We start from the raw sequence: 15248 nt of genomic DNA on the forward strand, positions 1-15248 counted from the left end.
TCTGCCGGTTTGCGGCCACTGGCGCTGCCGCGGGCCCCATGCGATGAGGGGCGCATGGATCTGTGGATCATCGCCACCCTCGGCGCGGCGGCGGCACAAACGCTTCGCTTTGCGCTGCAGAAACGGCTGAAGGGCACCGGGCTGACGAGCGCGGGGGCGACCTTTGCCCGCTTCGTCTGGTCCGCTCCGCTTGCCGCAGGCGTGGCGCTCGCCTGGGCGCAGGCGTCGGGGCAGGCGATTCCGGCCATGAGCGCGCGCTTCTGGGCCTTCGCGCTCACGGGCGGGCTCGCGCAGATCCTCGCCACGGTGTGCGTCATGGCGCTGTTTTCGCTCCGCAACTTCGCCGTTGGGCTGACGCTCAAGAACACCGAGGTGCTGCTGACCGTGCCGATCGGGCTTGTGCTTCTGGGCGAGGGGGTGGCGCTTGCGGGCGCCATCGCCATCGGGCTTGGCTTTCTCGGGGTGATCCTGCTCTCCGACCCGCCGGGGGGCAGCGCCGGGGCGCTCTGGCGGCGGGTGCTCAACCCCGCCGCCGCGCTCGGGCTTGCCGCGGGGGCGCTCTTTGCGATCTCGGCGGTGGGCTATCGGGGCGCCTCGCTGGCGCTCGGCTCAGGCGATGCGGCGCTTCGGGCGGCGACCACCCTTGCCGTCGTCACCGCCTTCCAGACCGTGGCAATGACGCCCTGGCTTGCGCTGCGCGAGCCCGGCCAGATCGGCGCGGTGTTGCGCGACTGGCGCGTGGCGGGGCTTGTAGGGCTCACCTCGATGATCGGCAGCCTCGGCTGGTTTCTCGCCTTCACCCTGCAGAACGCCGCCTATGTGCGGGCGCTCGGGCAGGTGGAGCTCATTTTCGGCATCGGTGTCACGGCGCTCGTCTTCCGCGAGCCGATCCGCGCGCGCGAGCTTGCCGGCATGGCGCTCCTGGGCGCCGGTGCACTGGGCCTCATCCTCTTCGTGTGACGGCGTCGAGCGGGCGCGCACCGCCCAGCCGCAGAAACAGGCTTTCTTCCTCGGTGTTGCGGAAGAAGGGTACCGCGTCAGGCGGGCCGAGGCGGGGCAGCGCGGCGGCCACCTCGGCCAGCACCACCTCGGTGATGAAGGGCAGGTGGAAGTTGCGCACCTCGTCAAGCGGGATCCACTGCAGGTGCGACAGCTCGTCGGAGGCGCGCGAAAAATCGTCAGGATCGCCGGCGATCCGTTCCGCATCGACGAGAAAGAAGCGCGCATCAAACCGGCGCGGCCTGCCCGGCGGGGTGATGGCGCGGAAGACGAAGGTGAGCCCTTCGGCGCTCGGCACATGCCCCGTGGCAGCGAAACCGGCCCAGTCCGGAGGCGGCGCACCGGGCCAGCGGCCGGGCACGCCGAGCACGAGCCCCGTCTCCTCCCACAGCTCGCGTATGGCGCAGGCGGCGAGCGCATTGGCGATGCCTGCAGGCGCCGCTTCCTCGAGCCGCGAGGCGCAGGGCTCGGCCACGGTCGCGGCCAGCGGCACCGCCGCGTCGCCCGCATCGAGCGCGCCGCCCGGAAAGACAAAGCGGCTCGGCATGAAGGCCGCGCCGGAGCCGCGCTGGCCCATTAGCACCGAGGGGCGCGTTTCGGCATCGCGCAGGACGATCACCGTGGCGGCGTCGCGGATGCGGCTCTTGTCGGTCATCGCTCTCCCGCGGGGGGTGGCGTCAGCGCTCGCCCCCGAAGCCATGCATGCGCTTGGCCCACTGGATGGCGACGATCATCCCCTTCAATCGCGGCAAGAGATACAGCGACAGTGCCACCGTGCCAACGAGAAACACCGAGGCGAGCACCAGCGGCTCGGGGCGGAAGGCGGTGAACACCCACATCAGGAGCGGTGCCATCACATGCCCGACGATCAGGATGGTCAGATAAGCCGGCCCGTCATCGGCGCGCTGATGGCTGAGATCCTCGCCGCAGACAGGGCAGCTTTCGCGCACCTTCAGATAGCCCTGAAGCATCGGCCCGGCGCCGCAGCTCGGGCAGCGTCGGCGCAAGCCCCGGCGGATGGCGGGCCATACGGCGCGGTCCTCGGTGGGCACGGCGGCAGGCACGGCGGCGGGGCGGTGGGCTTCGGCGTCGTTCACGGCAAGCTCGGTCATACTTTCGCAACCCGGTGGTCGGGGGTGATTGCACCCGAGCAATCTAGCCCGCGGCCCCGGCGATGAAAGCCTGACAGATTGCCCCGCGGCGCCGTGTCGCGCGGAAGGCAGGGCCAAAGCGGAAATCCGCGGCCCGTGGCGACGGAAACCGCCGCGCGCTGCGTTCAAGCCTGCGAGAGTGCAGCAGAGAGCGCCCTCTCTTCGAAAAAAGCTACATCGAGAGAAGGAAACGAACATGAAACGCCACTCCATGCTTGCGGGGCTCGTCCTCGCCACGGCTCTCTCCGGCGGTCTCGCCGCCACGCTGCCCGCCGCCGCCGACGACCGCGGCGCAGCGACAGCGCGCTCGCTTCCGATCTTCGCCGAGATCGACGCCGACGGCGATGGCCGCATCACCGCCGAGGAGGCGCGCGCAGCGGCCGAGGCGCGGTTTGCCGCCGCCGATGCCAACGGAGACGGTCAGCTTTCGGCCGAGGAACTCGTGGCCGCCGAGCAGGCCCGCCGGACCGAGGCAATGGCGGCCCGCGCCGCGCGCATGATCGAGGCGCTCGACCAGAACGGTGACGGTCTGCTCAGTGCCGAGGAACTGCAGGCCAGCCGCTCGGCGCGCCTGTTCGAGCGGCTCGACGTCGACGGTGACGGCGTGATCACGCAGAACGAGGCGCGGCTGGCGATGGGCCGGCATGCCCATGCTCACGGCGGCCGCCATGGCAAGAGGCTTCGCGGCGCTCACGGCCGGGAGCACGGGCATGGCGGCTTTGGCGGCTTCTGGGGCGACGCCGGCACGGCGCCCGCCCAGAACTGAGCCAGGGCCGGGCCGATGGCGGCGCGCCTCTCAGCCTTCGGACCCGCCGGAGGGGCGCGCCGCCTCGAGGTGCCGTTTGCCGTCACGGGGCGATGCGCGATAGCCAGAGGGGATGATGGAGCCCGCGCAGGACTGTCTGAGCGATGTGACCGACGAGGCGCTGCTCGTCGCCTACGGCAATGGCGACAGGGAGGCGGCGCGGGCGCTCACCCTGCGCCTTGCGCCGCGCCTGTATGCCCATGCCGTGCGGATGCTCGCCGACCCGGCCGAGGCGGAGGATGTGACTCAGGAGGCGATGCTCCGGCTGTGGCGCATCGCGCCGCAATGGCGGCAGGGCGAGGCGCGGGTTTCAACCTGGCTCTACCGGGTGGTGGTCAACCTGTGCACCGATCGGTTGCGGCGCCGGCGCGGGGTCGGACTCGACGGGATCGACGAGCCGCAGGACGAACGGCCCGGTGCGGAGCGCAGGCTTCTGGATCAGGCACGCGCACGGGCATTGTCCGATGCGCTTGCGGAGCTGCCCGAGCGCCAGCGGATGGCGGTCCTGCTGCGCCATATCGAGGGACTCGGCAACCCCGAGATCGCCGAGATCATGGACATCAGCGTCGAGGCGGTCGAGAGTCTTCTGGCGCGGGGAAAGCGCGCGCTCGCCAGGATCCTGGCCGACCGGCGCGAGGAGTTGGGATATGAGGATGTCTGATGGAAACAGGCGGAACGGACGCGAGGCCGGGAGCTCCATCGGCGGCAGCTCCGGCCGCGCACCGGGACGTGCGCTTGGCGAGGCCGAGCTCGAGCTGTTCTTCGAGGCGGCCCGGTCGCAGGCGCCGGAGCCGCCTTCGCGACTGATGGCGCGTATCCTCGCCGATGCCGAAGGCGCGCTTGCCGCCCCCGCGGCGGCCCGAGCCACGCGCCGCCGCCCGTCGCTCCCCGCGCTCGTGGGGCGGGTTCTGGGCGGCTGGCCGGCCCTGGCCGGGTTGTCGGCGGCGGCGGTGGCGGGGCTGGCGATCGGTCTTGGCGCGCCCGAAACGGTGGAGGGCGTCGCGGTTGCGGTGCTCAGCGATGGCGGCGAGGCCGCGGCCGGATGGACGCTCGAGACCCTCGCCGACGGCTGGGCCGGGTACGGAAGCTTGTGGGAGGAAGGCTAGATGGCCGAAACCCCTGACACGGATAATGGCACGCCCCGGAACGGCGGCGAGATCGGCCGCCGCGCATTGCGGCTGACGCGGATCGCCCTGGTGATCAGCCTTGCGCTCAACCTGCTGGTCGCGGGCGTGGTCGTCGGAGCGCTCATCCGTGGCGTGCCATGGAAGGAGGGCCCGCGCGCCGGCGGACTCCTGCGCGATCCCGGACTCGGGCCGTTCTATCACGCCCTGCCGGATGATGAGCGCCGCGCCATCGCCGAGGCGCTGGCCTCGCGGCGGGCCGAACTCGAGGCCGAGCGCGCGGCGCTGCGGGCCCAGCTTCGCTCGCTTCTGGAGGCGGTGCGCACAGAGCCCTTCGCGGCCGACCGTCTGCGCGCGCTCTTCGCCGAGCAGGATGCCGCCATAACACGGCGTCGCGCACTGGCGCTTGAGCTGCTGATCGAACGGCTCTCGGCGATGAGCCCGGCCGAGCGTGCCCGTTATGCCGATCGGCTCGAAGCGTTGTTGCGCAAGCCATTGCGGGAGCGCGAGCGCCGCGACGGCCGGCGCTGACCGGTGCCGGAAGAGGCGCGAGCCCGCCTCGGGAGCGGGGCCGTCGCAGCGCGGGGCGGATGCCGGCGGACTGGCACGCGGCGGACGTTGCCCGTTGCCGCGCCCGCCTCAGGCCGCGCGGCGCGCCAGCGTCACCGTGTTGCGGCCTGCGGCCTTTGCGCGTCTGAGCGCGCGGTCGGCCCGCTCCATGACCTCGGCTGCGGCCCCGGCTGCCCTGTCCGGGCCGGTGCGGGCTTCACCGGCGTGCACCGCAAGCCCGATGCTCAGCGTCACCCGTGCCTCGACCCGCGGGGAAACCGCTATGGGCCGCGCCGCCACCGCCTCGCGCAAGGCCTCGGCCCGGTCTCTGGCCGCCCCGCCGCGGGTGCCTGGCAGGATGGCCAGAAACTCCTCGCCGCCCACGCGGGCCAGAAGTTCGCCCTCGGCCATCGCCGCCTGCATGCGCCGCGCCACTTCACGCAGCACCGCATCCCCCGCCGGATGACCGAGGCTGTCATTGACCCGCTTGAAATGGTCGATGTCGATCATCAGAACCGCGAGCGGCTCCGCGGCAGTGGCCGCGGCGGCAAGCTCGGCGAGCCGGTGCAGGGCTAGGCGGCGGTTCGCCAGTCCGGTGAGCGGATCGGTGACCGAAAGCTCGAGCCCCCGGCGCAGCGCCGCGCGCCGCTCCGCCCGACGGCGCCGGGCGGCAAGCGCGCGCAGGATGCGCAAGCGCCGCTCGGCGAGTCCGGCGCCGGGGGGCAGCAGGTCGTCAATGCGCATTTCCAGCAGCCGCACCGGCGCCCGGCCCCCGCCAGAGGCGCCGAAAACCACGAAGGCGGCCTCTCGGCACGCCGGCAGGCAATGCAGGCGCGCAAGGCAATCGACGAGCCCGTCTTCGCTCATTCCCGCCGCCTCGATCGCGACCAGCTCCAGCCCTTGCAGGGCGGCCAAGTCATCCGCCGCACGGGCCGGGGTGGTCCGCTGGCACGGATGCGGCGCGAGCGCCCCGGCCAGCCCGCCCCAGTCGCCCGCGCGCCCCTCGGCGCCAACCAGCGCAATCTGGCCCGGCCGCTCGGGCGCTTGCCTTTCCGCGGGCTCCTCGAGCGCGGGAAGCGGCCCGATCTCGGTGAATTCCGCCTCACGGGCGCTGGCGCGGAGGAGATGGCGGATCCAGGCGATAAGACAATCCGGCGCGATCGGCTTTTCGAGCACCTCGGCCGCGCCGGCGGCCAGCGCGGCCAGCCGGAAGGCCGCGCCCGGACAGTGCGCCAGCATCAGCACCGGCAACCGCGACAGGCCGGGCAGGGCGCGCAGAGCGCGGGCAAGCCCTATGGGCTGGCCCTCGACCAGATCGGCATCGATCACCGCTACCGCCGGCGGCTCGCGCCGCGCCGTGGCCAGCGCCGCGTTCATGCCGCTGGCCTGCGCGACAAGGAGACCCGCTTCGGCGAGGCGCACCGTCCACAGGATGCGGCTGCTTGCTGCGGCTTCCACGAGGAGAATTCGCTTGCCCATGCGCCGAGACCCTTGCATCGCTTCCGGTGGTTGACGGACTCTAGGCGCGGCGTGGTTAACGAAGGGTTGCGGAGCACGGATGATGGGGGCTGATGAGGCAGAAGCAGTGGCGCTGCGCGCGCTGGCCTGGCTGGCCGGCGAGGAAGATCTTCTGCGCGTCTTTCTCGGCGCGAGCGGCGCCAGCCCTGCCGACCTGGCGGCGCGGGCCGGGGAGCCGGAATTCCTCGTCGCCGTGCTCGACTTCCTGCTTCTCGATGACGCCTGGATCACCGCCTTCTGCGATGCCGAGGGGCTTTCCTACGAGACGCCGGCGGCGGCACGCCGCGCGCTTCCCGGCGGGGCCGAGCTGCACTGGACCTGAGGCTTCACAGGCCGCGCAGCGCCAGATCCTCGCCCTCGAGCAGCCGCTCGAGCAGGCGGTGCAGCGTTTCGCATTCCTCGGCGGTCAGCTTGGCCTCCATCGCCGCATTGTTGGCTACGGCCAGCGGCGCGGCGGCGCTCATCAGCGCGCGCCCCTTGGGCGTGCAGGTGACCTGGGTGGTGCGCCGGTCCTTCGCCCCGCTGGCGCGCGTGACGAGTCCGGCCGCCTCCATCTGGCGCAGCGCGCGCGAGGTGGCGGTGCGGTCGATGCCCACGAAGCGGGCGATGTCGGAAGGCCGCCCGAGTCCCTCGACCCCGACAGCGAGCAGGACGCACCAGCTCACCCGGGTCAGGCCAAGGCGACGCAGGCCCTCGTCAAGCCGGCGCTCCTGAAGGCGCGAGGCGATCGACAGCTTGTAGCCGAGCGAGCGGTGCAGGCGATAGTCGGGAATGGCGTCGGGTCTTGTTGCGGCATCCTGAGGCATGGGGAAAGTCTCCGGTGTTGCGCAGGGGCTGTCAACGGGCTCGCCGATGTGGCAAGCGGACGCGGGTGGCCGCGGGCAGAGGCGTTCGGGTTCGGGAGGAAATCGCGTGAGAAGACAGGTTCGGGCGGTGCTGTTTGACAAGGACGGCACGCTTTATGACTTTCAGGCGACCTGGTCGCAATGGGCCGTCCGCCTTCTCGACGAACTGGGCGGGGGAAATGCCGAGCGCGCGGCCCGCCTTGCCGAGGCCATCAGGTTCGATCCCCTGGCCCGGCGCTTCCGGCCCGACAGCCCGGTGATTGCCGGAACGCCCGAGCAGGCGGCGCGCGCCCTTCTGCCGGCGCTGCCGGGCATGACGCCCGAAGCGCTCCTGGCGCGGATCGACGCCATCGCCGCCGCCGTCGAGCTTGCCGAGGCGGTGCCGCTTGCCCCGTTGCTGGCGCGGCTGCGACGCGCGGGACTGAAGCTCGGAGTGGCCACCAATGACGCCGAGGCGGTGGCTCGGGCCCATCTCGGTCGCAGCGGCGTGGCGGAGTCCTTCGACCTGATTCTCGGCTGCGACAGCGGCCACGGCGCCAAGCCCGCGCCCGGCATGTGTCTTGCCTTCGCGCGCGGCGTGGCGCTCGAGCCTTCAGAAGTGCTGATGGTCGGCGACAGCACCCATGACCTTGAGGCCGCCGCCGCCGCCGGGATGCGCGCCGTGGCCGTGCTCACCGGTGTGGCAGAGGCCGGAACGCTGGTCCCCTTGGCCGAAGCGGTGCTGCCCGACATCGGCCATCTGCCCGCCTGGCTCGGGATCGGCGGCTAGTCAACGGTCGCCCTCCGCGCCGACGCGACGCGCGGGCGCGTGACCCCGCGCGTGAGCTCTGGCCCTTCGGCAGGCAGGGGCCTATCCTCTGGAGAAGGCAAGGCGGGAGCGGGCAGGTGATCCTTGGCGATATTGCCGATGCGCTGACGCGTGGGGTCGAGGAGGTCGGCGACCAGCTCAGCGAGGCATTTCTCGAGCCGGTGATCCGGCTTGGCGTCACCGGGCTTGCGCGCTCGGGCAAGACGGTTTTCATCACCTCGCTCATCGCCAACCTCATCGACCGCGGGCGCATGGGCCAGCTCGCCGCCGCCGCCGAGGGGCGCATTCTCGCCGCCTTTCTCCAGCCCCAGCCCGACGACACGGTGCCGCGCTTCGACTACGAGGCGCATCTCGCCGCGCTCACCTCGCGCACGCCGCACTGGCCGGAATCGACCCGCCGTATCAGCGAGCTGCGCCTGTCGCTCCGGGTCCGTCCGGCGGGGCTTCTCGCCGGGCTGCGCGGGCCGCGCACGCTGCATCTCGATATCGTCGATTATCCCGGCGAATGGCTCCTGGACCTTGCGCTTCTCGACCGCGACTTTGCCGAATGGTCCGAAACGACGCTCAGGCGCATCGAGGCCCGGCCAGAGGCCGCCGCCTATCTCGCTGCGCTGCGCTCGGTGGATGCCGCCGCCCCCTTCGAGGAAGGCGCGGCGCAGGGGCTCGCCCGCGCCTGGACAGCCTATCTTCAGGCCGCGCGCGCAGCGGGCTATTCCGACTGCACGCCCGGCCGTTTCCTGCTGCCCGGCGATCTCGAGGGCTCCCCGGTGCTGACCTTCGCGCCCGTCCCCCGGCCCGAGCGCGTGCCGCGCGGCGCGCTCTGGCGCGAGCTCGAGCGCCGCTTTGAGGCCTACCGGCGGCAGGTGGTCAAACCCTTCTTCCGAGATCACTTCGCCCGCATCGACCGGCAGGTGGTGCTTGTCGATGTCATGGGCGCGATCCATGCCGGGCCGCGGGCGGTGGAGGACATGCGCCGCGCGCTGGCCGACATCCTTGTCGCCTTCCGCCCCGGAACCAACCCGTTTCTGGCGCGGCTCTTGCGCGGGCGGCGGGTGGAGAAGATCCTCTTCGCCGCCACCAAGGCCGACTATCTGCACCATTCCCAGCACGCACGGCTCACCGCCATCACCGAGGCGCTGGTCAGCGACGCCCGCGCGCGGGCCGATTTCGCCGGGGCCGAGACTGCGGCCATGTCGATTGCCGCGCTGCGCGCCACGGTGGAGGAGACGATCACCCATGAGGGCCGGCGGCTTGACTGCGTGCGCGGCCGGCTCAGCACGACGGGGCGGGAGGCGGTCTTCTGGGCCGGCGAGCTGCCCGAGGATCCGCGCCTCATCCTCGAGCCCGCGCGTGCGGGGGAGGCGCGCTGGCTCGACGGCGATTTCGGGATCATGGATTTCGCCCCCGCCCCGCTCACCCTGCGCCCCGGCGAGGGCCCGCCGCACATCCGCCTTGACCGCGCCGCGCAGTTTCTCATCGGAGACCGGCTGTGAGCTTCCTGCGGCCCGCACCACGGCTCAGACCGGCGCGGCCCGAGGATGTGCCGGCGCTCGTCGGGATCATCGCCGAATGGGCGGCCGGGACCGACTGGCTGCCGCGGGCCACGACACCCGAGGCCGACCGGGAGGCGATGGCCCGCCTCCTGGCGCGCGCCGAGGTGACCTGTCTGTGCGGCTGGCGCGGCATGCTTGGCTTCATCGCGCGCGAGGGCGAGGAGGTGCAGGCGCTCTATCTCGCGCGCTCCGCCCAAGGACGTGGCCATGGCGCGCGCCTCATGGCCACGGCGCAGGCTGCCTCGCCCCGTCTTTTTCTCTGGGTCTTCCCGGCGGACTGGCGCGCGCGGGCGTTTTACGCGCGCCAAGGCTTTCGGGAGATCGGGCGGGGCGATGGCGCGGGCAACGACCAAGGCCTGCCCGAGATCAGGCTTGAGTGGCGGAAGGAAGGCTGATGGCGGAACGGCGCGGCATGGGCGAGCGCAAGGGCCCGGTGGTGATCGAGCTTGAGGAAGGGCGCGCGCCCGCCTCGCCGGCCGAGGCTCCGCCGGTGCCCGAGCCGGCCGGCAGCGTTGGAGCTACCGATGCCGCGGCGATGCAGCGCCTTGCCCGCGTCGCCGCGCGCCGCCCGGCGCGGCTCGCGCGCTGGTTCTGGGGTGTGCTCGGGGCGACGCTCGCCCTCATCCTGTCGCTGACAGCGTGGGACTTTGTCACCGGCCTTCTGGCCCGAAACCCGCTTCTGGGCTGGGCGGCGGCCGGGCTCGTGGGGCTGCTTCTTCTCCTTGCGCTCGGCATGGCGCTGCGCGAGCTCGCCGGTGTCGCCCGCCTCGCGCGCCTCGACAGCCTGCGGCGCGCGGCCGATGCCGCGCTTGCCTCGGCAGCGCTCGAGGAGGCGCGCGCGGTGGTCGGCCGGCTCGAGCGTCTCTACCGCGGGCGGGAGGATCTTGCCTGGGCGCGCGCCCGCCTCGACGAGCGCAAGGGCGAGCTCCTCGATGCCGATGCGCTGCTCGAGCTTGCCGAGGCCGAGCTTCTCGCCCCGCTCGATGCCGCCGCCCGTGCCGAGGTGGAGGCCGCCGCCCGTCAGGTGGCCACCGTCACCGCGATCGTTCCGCTGGCGCTGGCGGATGTGGCCGCCGCGCTCGTCGCCAATCTTCGCATGATCCGCCGCGTGGCCGAAATCTACGGCGGGCGGGGCGGGGCGCTCGGCAGCTGGCGGCTCGCGCGCTCGGTGCTTGCCCATCTGGTGGCCACCGGCGCCGTGGCGGTGGGCGATGACATGCTGGGCTCGATCGCCGGCGGCGGGGTGGTCTCGAAGCTCTCGCGCCGCTTCGGCGAGGGCATCGTCAACGGGGCGCTGACCGCGCGCGTCGGCGTCGCGGCCATGGAGGTCTGCCGCCCCTTGCCCTTCCGCGCCTCGCCGCGCCCCTCGGTCACATCGCTGGTGCGGCGCGCGCTCTCGGGCCTTTTCGGGCAGGGCTGAGCCGCCCTCCGCCTGCCCCCCTCACCGCTTGACCGCGCGCGGGCGAGGGCCTAACTCCGCGCCACATCTGCACAGGGGAACATGGCATGCCCACCTGGACGGCGCTGACGACGCTCACCGGCAAGGAGGCCGCCGAAGCCCTCGGCGAGGCGATGGAGCGGCTCGAGCCTGCGCCGACCGGTGTGGGCGTCTTCGAGATCGAGGATGGCTCGGGCCTCTGGGAAGTGGGAGGCTACTTCACCGAGGCGCCTGACGAGACCGGCCTGGCGCTGCTCGCCGCGGCCTTCGGGGCGCGTGACTTCACCGTCTCCGAGCTGCCCGAGACCGACTGGGTGGCGCATGTCCGCCGCGAGTTGCAGCCGGTGGTGGCCGGGCGCTTCTTCGTCTACGGCAGCCATGATGCCGAGCGGGTGCCCGAGGGCGTGGTGCCGCTTCTCATCGAGGCCTCCATGGCCTTCGGCACCGGCCATCACGGCACCACGCAGGGCTGCCTTCTGGCGCTTGACGATCTCCTCGCCTCGGGCTTTGCGCCCCGGCGCGTGATCGATGTGGGCGCGGGCACGGCCGTTCTCGCCATGGCCGCGGCGCGCGTCTGGCCCGAGGCGCAGGTGATCGCCTCCGACATCGACCCGGTGGCGGTGGAGGTGGCCGAGGCCAACCTTGCCGCTAACGGTATGGAAGGCCGCGTGCGCTGCGTCGAGGCCGCGGGGCTCGATCACCCCGAGATCGCCGCGGCCGCGCCCTTTGATCTCGTCTTCGCCAACATCCTGAAGGGGCCGCTGGTGATGCTTGCCCCCGACATCGCCGCCGCCATGGCGCCGGGCGGGCGGGTCATCCTTTCGGGCATCCTCAACGAGCAGGCCGATGAGGTCGCCGCCGCCTATGCCGCGGAGGGCTTCGAGGAGCTCGCGCGCCGGGCGCTCGGCGACTGGACGACGCTGACGCTGGCGCGACAGCCCGGCTGAGGTTGTTGCGGGCGGCGCGGCGCCGAAACTTCGCCACATTTTTCTGCCATGCTCGCGGCCTTCAAGGACATGTTGAGGCAGGAAATCCGGCGATGCCTCCCTCGGAATTCTTCAGACAGCGGCAGGCGGAACTTGCGCGCGGGCGGACCCGGCGTGGGGCGCCCATCATGGCGGCGCGGCTTCAGACCGAGCACGCCGAGAAAGTGGAGCGCGCAGGCTTTTTCGCGCGGTTTCTGCGCCTTTTGGCCTCGTTTGTGATCGCCGTCTGGCTTTTCCGTCTCGCGCTGGTGCTGAAATACGGAACAGTGGGCTATTCGGCGCTCTTCAACCCCCTTCGCGAGATCGGCCCCTCGGGCCATCTTGCCGCGGAGCTGCTCATGCCCGACCGCCTGACCATCATGCTGGTCGCGCTGATCGAGCCTCTTACCTAGACCTCGCCGCGTCGAACCGAATTTGCCCCTCTTGCGGGGCCGGGAGTGGCCATGAGCCACGCTGCCCGACCCGAGGCGGGCGCTTGTCCTATGCACCGCTCCCGGGCTGCCCTGATTGAGGGCGACGTCCCCGCGACGCTTCTCTTTCGCCCGTCCGCGCCTTGTGCCGGGCGATGGGCCGATTCGCGTGCCGAGAGCGAACTCGGGCTGTGGAAACAATTCTGGCCGACAGGCCGCGTTGTCCCGTTCCCGGCCGCAGCCGATCGCCATCATGGCCGGAATCGGGCCGGATTGAGACGCTCGTGTTGCGCCCGCCCCATTTGTGCCGCACCCTTTCCCACGATTGCCGCATTTCGGGTGGGGGCCCGCTTGAGAGGTGAGACCATGCTGCTTTACCAGTCGCCCTCTGCTCGTTCCCGCCAGCAGCTGCGTGGGGCTCCGCTCAGACGCAAACGGGAGTGGCTGAGCCACGTCGGCCCGAGTGTTCCGCTCAAGATAATCCTGGCCTTGGCCGGGATCCTCTATTGCTTCCGGATCGCGGTGATCCTCGAGAAGGGAATTGTCGGCTACGGGCGCATGCTCGAGCCGCTTGCGCAGGCCGGCGAGTTGGGCGCCACCGCCGCCGCGCTGCTCCTGCCCGATCGGCTCACGTTGCACATCGTGGAGTTCGTCGGCCGGCTGATGTGAACGCGCCCGGCCCTTGTGGCCGTGAACGGCCTGGCGCAAACACAAGGCTGAACGAGGAACACAGCCGCGAGGTAGCGCCATGCAGGAGACCACAGGTTCCGAGGCTGCGGTGAGGATCAGCCGGGAAGGGGAGGTTGGCCTCGTCGAGATCGACAACCCGCCCGTGAATGCGGCCAGCCGGGCGGTGCGCGAGGGGCTCGTGCGGGCGATCGACGCGCTCGAAGCCGACGCGCAGGTGAAGGCGATCGCGCTTTACGGCGCGGGACGCAGCTTCATTGCCGGAGCGGACATCCGCGAGTTCGGCAAGCCGCCGGCGGAACCCTGGCTGCCGGAGGTGTGCAACCGCATCGAGGGCTGCGGCAAGCCGGTGGTGGCGGTCCTGCATGGGGTGGCGCTCGGCGGCGGGCTCGAGGTGGCGCTGGCCGCGCATGCGCGCATCGCGCTGCCGGGCACGACCGTAGGGTTTCCTGAAGTGACGCTGGGCGTTATCCCCGGCGCCGGTGGCACCCAGCGCGCGCCTCGGCTCATTGGCATCCCCGCCGCGATCGATCTCGTCACCTCCGGCAAGCGGATCGACGCGAAGCGCGCGCTTGAGCTCGGCCTCATCGACCGCATCGAGGATGGCGCGCCGCGCGAAATCGCCATGCGCGCCGCGCGCGAGGCGCTCGCGGGAGCCTTGCCGACCCGGCGCACGGGCGAGCTTCCCATCACGCCCGACAACGAGGCCTTGGCGGAGGCGGCCGAGCGCTTCCGCCATGCGCGGCCCCATCTCTTTGCACGCGAAAGGGCGGTGGAGGCGCTGGCGGCAACCGGCCTTCCCTTCGCCGAGGGGCTCAAGCGCGAGCGGGCGCTTTTCTTCGAATGCATCGACAGCCCCCAGCGCGCCGCGCTCATCCATGCCTTCTTCGCCGAGCGGGCGGTGGCGCGCATCCCCGAGGCGGGCGCGCCGCCGCGCCCGGTGGAAAGCGTGGGCGTGATCGGCGCGGGCACCATGGGCTCGGGCATCGCCACCGCCGCGCTTCTTGCCGGCCTGCCGGTGATTCTCACCGAGCGCGACGCCGAAGGGCTCGAGCGCGGACGCGCGACGATTGCGCAGAACCTCGAGGGCGCGGTGAAGCGCGGCAAGCTCACGGCCGAAAGGCGCGACGCGATTCTCAAGGAAGCACTGACCCCGACGCTCGATTTCGGCGCCCTCGGCGCGGCCGATCTCGTCATCGAGGCGGCATTCGAGGACATGGGCGTGAAGCGCGACATCTTCGCGCGGCTGGGCGAGGTGGCCAAACCCGGCGCGGTGCTCGCCACCAACACCTCCTATCTCGATATCAACGAGATGGCCGCGGCATCGGGCCGGCCGGAGGATGTGCTGGGGCTGCACTTCTTCTCGCCCGCCCACATCATGCGGCTTGTCGAGGTTGTGGTGGCCGAAAAGACCGCGCCCGATGCGGTGACCACAGGCTTTGCGCTGGCGAAACGGCTGAAGAAGGTCGCGGTGCGCTCGGGTGTCTGCGACGGCTTCATCGGCAACCGGATCATGACGCATTACCGCAAGGCCGCCGACTACATGCTGCTCGATGGCGCTTCGCCCTCCCAAATCGACGCGGCGATCGAGGAATTCGGCTTTGCCATGGGGCCTTTCGCCGTCTCCGATCTCGCGGGCCTCGACATCGCCTGGGCGAGCCGCAAGCGCCGCGCGGCGACCCGCCCGGCCGAGGAGCGATATGTGCGCGTGGCCGACCGGCTTTGCGAGGCTGGCATGTTCGGGCGCAAGACCGGGCGCGGCTGGTATCTCCATGGCGAGGGCGTCGAGGGGCGGGTGGAAAACCCCGAGATGCTGAAGATCCTCGAGGAGGAGCGTCGCGCCGCCGGTATCACGCCGCGCCACTTCACCCATGACGAGATTCGCCGCCGCTATCTTCTGGCGATGATCGCGGAGGCTGCGCGGGTGCTCGAAGAGGGTATTGCGCTCAGGCCCATAGACATCGATGCGGTGTTCCTCTTCGGCTACGGCTTTCCGCGTCACCACGGCGGGCCGATGCACTATGCCGACACGATCGGCGCCGAAGGTCTCATCACCGGTATGGAGGAATTGGCCCGAGAGGACGCGTATTTCTGGCAGGTGCCGGAGCTTTTGCGCCGCATGGCGGCGGACGGGAAGCGCTTCTCGGACATGAACGATCGCTGACCGCGAAAAAGGAACGGCGGCGCCCGGGAGGAGGAAGGCGCCGCCGTCTCGCGTGCCGGTCCGCCTCAGGGAGGAGGGAAAGGCGTCCGGCCGAACCCGGGCCTCTCGGCCCGGTATCTCGTGCGGCGGCACCCGGGGAGGAGGTCAGGTGCCGCCGCTCTTGCATCGGTGCGCCCCTGGGAGGAGGAAAGGGCGTTCCGACAGCTCTGGG

General features: G+C 71.6%; 18 protein-coding genes. 14 read left to right on the forward strand and 4 right to left on the reverse strand.

What is annotated here, in order from left to right:
• The first annotated feature begins 54 nt into the window (after nucleotides 1-54).
• Nucleotides 55-960, forward strand: coding sequence for a hypothetical protein (locus BLQ14_RS05925; RefSeq protein ID WP_092499146.1), 906 nt, complete (start codon nucleotides 55-57; stop codon nucleotides 958-960).
• Here the strand turns inward: BLQ14_RS05925 and BLQ14_RS05930 are convergent.
• Together BLQ14_RS05930 and BLQ14_RS05935 are read right to left on the reverse strand one after the other, a co-directional pair.
• Nucleotides 944-1654, reverse strand: a complete 711-nt coding sequence (locus tag BLQ14_RS05930; protein ID WP_092499148.1) for an NUDIX hydrolase — start codon at nucleotides 1652-1654, stop codon at nucleotides 944-946. The two genes, BLQ14_RS05925 and BLQ14_RS05930, sit on opposite strands and share 17 nt — an antisense overlap.
• A 22-nt stretch (nucleotides 1655-1676) precedes the next feature.
• Nucleotides 1677-2111: a DUF983 domain-containing protein gene (locus BLQ14_RS05935; protein ID WP_092499149.1), complete on the reverse strand. Its 435-nt coding sequence runs from the start codon at nucleotides 2109-2111 to the stop codon at nucleotides 1677-1679.
• Nucleotides 2112-2346: 235 nt separating this feature from the next.
• On the opposite strand from BLQ14_RS05935, the gene BLQ14_RS05940 reads away from it, so the two are divergent.
• The 4 genes from BLQ14_RS05940 (at nucleotide 2347) to BLQ14_RS05955 (ending at nucleotide 4610) form a co-directional block, all read left to right on the forward strand.
• A complete protein-coding gene (locus BLQ14_RS05940; RefSeq protein ID WP_092499150.1) occupies nucleotides 2347-2916 on the forward strand; it encodes an EF-hand domain-containing protein in 570 nt (189 codons plus the stop codon).
• A gap of 115 nt (nucleotides 2917-3031) precedes the next feature.
• Entirely contained in the window at nucleotides 3032-3616 is a 585-nt protein-coding gene (locus BLQ14_RS05945; protein ID WP_092499482.1) for an RNA polymerase sigma factor, read from the forward strand.
• On the forward strand, nucleotides 3609-4061 hold the full coding sequence (locus BLQ14_RS05950; protein ID WP_092499152.1) for a hypothetical protein: 453 nt from the start codon (nucleotides 3609-3611) through the stop codon (nucleotides 4059-4061). The genes BLQ14_RS05945 and BLQ14_RS05950 overlap by 8 nt, the downstream gene beginning before the upstream one ends.
• Nucleotides 4062-4610: a periplasmic heavy metal sensor gene (locus BLQ14_RS05955; protein WP_092499154.1), complete on the forward strand. Its 549-nt coding sequence runs from the start codon at nucleotides 4062-4064 to the stop codon at nucleotides 4608-4610.
• A gap of 108 nt (nucleotides 4611-4718) precedes the next feature.
• Here the strand turns inward: BLQ14_RS05955 and BLQ14_RS05960 are convergent, their stop codons facing one another.
• On the reverse strand, nucleotides 4719-6107 hold the full coding sequence (locus tag BLQ14_RS05960; protein ID WP_170068404.1) for a diguanylate cyclase response regulator: 1389 nt from the start codon (nucleotides 6105-6107) through the stop codon (nucleotides 4719-4721).
• A gap of 82 nt (nucleotides 6108-6189) precedes the next feature.
• Here BLQ14_RS05960 and BLQ14_RS05965 point away from each other — a divergent pair, with 82 nt between their 5' ends.
• A complete protein-coding gene (locus tag BLQ14_RS05965) occupies nucleotides 6190-6468 on the forward strand; it encodes a DUF3572 domain-containing protein (protein WP_092499484.1) in 279 nt (92 codons plus the stop codon).
• Nucleotides 6469-6472: 4 nt separating this feature from the next.
• On the opposite strand, the gene BLQ14_RS05970 is transcribed toward BLQ14_RS05965, so the two are convergent.
• Nucleotides 6473-6952, reverse strand: a complete 480-nt coding sequence (locus tag BLQ14_RS05970; RefSeq protein ID WP_092499156.1) for a MarR family winged helix-turn-helix transcriptional regulator — start codon at nucleotides 6950-6952, stop codon at nucleotides 6473-6475.
• A gap of 106 nt (nucleotides 6953-7058) precedes the next feature.
• On the opposite strand from BLQ14_RS05970, the gene BLQ14_RS05975 reads away from it, so the two are divergent.
• The 8 genes from BLQ14_RS05975 (at nucleotide 7059) to BLQ14_RS06010 (ending at nucleotide 15037) form a co-directional block, all read left to right on the forward strand.
• Nucleotides 7059-7760, forward strand: a complete 702-nt coding sequence (locus tag BLQ14_RS05975) for an HAD family hydrolase (RefSeq protein WP_245656958.1) — start codon at nucleotides 7059-7061, stop codon at nucleotides 7758-7760.
• Between the two features lie 116 nt (nucleotides 7761-7876).
• Nucleotides 7877-9292 carry a YcjX family GTP-binding protein gene (locus BLQ14_RS05980; RefSeq protein ID WP_092499157.1) on the forward strand — a complete coding sequence of 472 codons (1416 nt, stop codon included), beginning with the start codon at nucleotides 7877-7879 and terminating at the stop codon, nucleotides 9290-9292.
• Nucleotides 9289-9747, forward strand: coding sequence for a GNAT family N-acetyltransferase (locus tag BLQ14_RS05985; RefSeq protein ID WP_092499159.1), 459 nt, complete (start codon nucleotides 9289-9291; stop codon nucleotides 9745-9747). Before BLQ14_RS05980 ends, BLQ14_RS05985 begins: the two co-directional genes overlap by 4 nt.
• Nucleotides 9747-10772 carry a TIGR01620 family protein gene (locus BLQ14_RS05990; protein ID WP_092499160.1) on the forward strand — a complete coding sequence of 342 codons (1026 nt, stop codon included), beginning with the start codon at nucleotides 9747-9749 and terminating at the stop codon, nucleotides 10770-10772. The genes BLQ14_RS05985 and BLQ14_RS05990 overlap by 1 nt, the downstream gene beginning before the upstream one ends.
• 86 nt (nucleotides 10773-10858) lie before the next feature.
• The gene (locus tag BLQ14_RS05995; protein ID WP_092499161.1) at nucleotides 10859-11737 is read left to right on the forward strand and encodes a 50S ribosomal protein L11 methyltransferase; all 879 of its coding nucleotides are present in this window, start codon (nucleotides 10859-10861) and stop codon (nucleotides 11735-11737) included.
• A 167-nt stretch (nucleotides 11738-11904) separates the two neighbouring features.
• Nucleotides 11905-12168 (forward strand): hypothetical protein, encoded by a 264-nt coding sequence (locus BLQ14_RS06000; protein ID WP_143004461.1) that lies wholly within the window; start codon nucleotides 11905-11907, stop codon nucleotides 12166-12168.
• A 384-nt stretch (nucleotides 12169-12552) separates the two neighbouring features.
• Complete coding sequence (locus BLQ14_RS06005; protein WP_092499163.1) at nucleotides 12553-12855, forward strand: hypothetical protein; 303 nt, start codon at nucleotides 12553-12555, stop codon at nucleotides 12853-12855.
• A 79-nt stretch (nucleotides 12856-12934) separates the two neighbouring features.
• Nucleotides 12935-15037, forward strand: a complete 2103-nt coding sequence (locus tag BLQ14_RS06010; protein ID WP_092499165.1) for a 3-hydroxyacyl-CoA dehydrogenase NAD-binding domain-containing protein — start codon at nucleotides 12935-12937, stop codon at nucleotides 15035-15037.
• Nucleotides 15038-15248 lie beyond the last annotated feature (211 nt).

Source organism: Meinhardsimonia xiamenensis, assembly GCF_900102905.1.
In the GTDB taxonomy this organism is placed as follows: Bacteria; Pseudomonadota; Alphaproteobacteria; order Rhodobacterales; family Rhodobacteraceae; genus Meinhardsimonia; species Meinhardsimonia xiamenensis.